We start from the raw sequence: 2,054 nt of genomic DNA on the forward strand, positions 1-2,054 counted from the left end.
CGACAACGATCAGCTCGAAGCAAGCGGGCACGCGGCCGCGGCCCGTGAGCACGTCTACGGCTTCAACCGCGCCACGATGTGGCAGCGGGACCAGACCCCGGCCGAGACCTCCGACCAGTTCGCGGACTTCGCCGACCTCACGGCCGCGCTCCCCCAGGCGGTCTCGCAGCTGTCCAGCACGCTTGAGCAGGCCCTGTCCAGCCAGGTGCTGAGCATGGACGCGATGACCGACGAATCCGATCCGGCCATGGCTATCGGCGTCGCCCGTCTCCACTTGGAGGAGGCCCGCGGACTCGCGGTCGACCTCCACAAGCACCTGAACGCCGCCCGCAACGCCACCGCGCACATCATCAGCCAGGGCGTCGACGACGGGCAGGAGTCGATGCCCTGGGACCAACCCTGACCTGGGTGGTCCCCGGCCCTTGGTGAACCGCGGCGTCTGAGGCCCGAGAGATTTCTTCGCGCTCGGTGATCGCCTGAGCGGGCCGACCTTCCTTTGGTGACTGAGACATGACCCCGGTCAACCAAGGAGCTGCCCGTGAGCACGCCCACCGATTCTCCCTCCGCCGCGGCCGACCGTGACCCCGTTCAGGAGGCCCGCGACCACCTCGAGCAGGCCCTGGCGGCCCTGGACCGCCTCCGCGAGGTCCTGCCCCCGCCGAGCAGTACGCCCCCGTCCGACACGGGAGGCGGTGAGCCGGCATGACCACCGACACCGCTCTGCAAGCCGCAGACGCAGTCTTCATGGCCGATCAGGCCGTAGGACGCGGCCGCCGGGTCGTCGACGAGCTCCACGCCACGATCAACTCCGCGCTCCGGGTTCTCGATGACGCCGAACTCGACTCGGCGAAGGCCCGCCTCAACGACCGCGGTGACTACTACCTTGAGGCCGCCGGCGAGCACTTGAGCCGCCTGCAGCGCCGCTGCAGCGACAACGCCGAGCTTGTCGACGAACTCACGGGACACCTGGAGCGTGCATCGCAGGCGATCGCCGATGCCCACGATCTCCTCCAAGACGCCGACACCTCCGATCCTGGGCTCGCCAGCGAGGTCGCGCAGTTGAAGCCACGCCTCGCAGTCGCGGGCGAGATGATCGACCTGGCCAAGCCGATGGCCCGGTTGACCGCTCAGCACGTCGACAGCGCGCAGCTGGCGGTCCAGCACGTGACTCCGCCGTCGTTACTGCAACCGGTCACCCTCGAGCGGAGCATCGCGACCGCCGGCAAGGAACTCGGCCGCGCCGACGAGGACGTGCGCCTGCTCAAGAACGTCGTCGACCACGCCGCGGCCAACGCCCGGCAGTCGGCTGGCATCGCCAGCGAGATCACCGACAACGCCCGCCGGCGTATGGCCGAGCAGGGCCGCGGCCAGGTTCCTCGCCAGGCGGCCCCGGCCGGCGGGTCGCCGGCGCGGTAGGCGGGAGGACGGGCATGGACCTCGATCAGGGCGGCCGCCAGCTGGCTGGCCTCGTCCTCGATGCCGCCGGCCGCGGGCAGCACGACCAGGTCGCCGACCTGATCGCGCTGCTGGACGCCGACCAGCTGCGGTCGCTGGTGACCGTCCTGGCCGTCCAGGTCGACCAGACCATGCCGTCGGCGCCGGCAACCGGCCCGGCTGCGGTGTGCGAGCTGACCATCAACGCGGCCGCACCGATGTTCGGCACCACGCCGGAGGCGATCCTGAGCGCCGAGCGCAGCCGTCCGGTCAGCGACGCCCGCGCCGTGGCCATGACCGCCGCCCGCGAGGTCGGCCTGTCCCTGCCGGCGATCGCCGAACACTTCAGCAAGGACCACGGTTCGGTGATCCACGCCGTACGCCGCACCGCCGAGCGGCCCCGGCTGGCTGACGCCGCGGCCCGGGTCAGGGAGCACGTCAACGACCGCTACACCGCCCGGCTCCCCCGCCCCGAGGCCGCGGTGGTCAGCCTCCACCAGGATCGGCCGGCGTCGAACTTCGAGCCTGATGGCCCCGTCGAGCAGGCCGTCGTGGCGGCCGCGGAGGCCTTCGGCACCACGCCGGAGGTCCTCCTGGGTGCCGACCGAAGCCGGGCGGCA

At 71.7% G+C, this 2,054-nt stretch carries 4 protein-coding genes; all 4 read left to right on the forward strand.

What is annotated here, in order from left to right; all coding sequences use genetic code 11:
* Positions 1–403, forward strand: a 403-nt coding sequence (locus H0488_RS23005; RefSeq protein WP_183101501.1) for a hypothetical protein, incomplete at its 5' end; no start/stop codon positions are given.
* Between the two features lie 135 nt (positions 404–538).
* On the forward strand, positions 539–706 hold the full coding sequence (locus H0488_RS23010; protein WP_183101502.1) for a hypothetical protein: 168 nt from the start codon (positions 539–541) through the stop codon (positions 704–706).
* On the forward strand, positions 703–1,416 hold the full coding sequence (locus H0488_RS23015) for a hypothetical protein (protein WP_183101503.1): 714 nt from the start codon (positions 703–705) through the stop codon (positions 1,414–1,416). The genes H0488_RS23010 and H0488_RS23015 overlap by 4 nt, the downstream gene beginning before the upstream one ends.
* A gap of 14 nt (positions 1,417–1,430) precedes the next feature.
* Positions 1,431–2,054: helix-turn-helix domain-containing protein (locus H0488_RS23020; RefSeq protein WP_281369746.1), on the forward strand; the 624-nt coding region annotated here is incomplete at its 3' end.

The organism is Nocardioides pelophilus (genome assembly GCF_014180685.1).
Classification (GTDB): Bacteria; Actinomycetota; Actinomycetes; order Propionibacteriales; family Nocardioidaceae; genus Nocardioides; species Nocardioides pelophilus.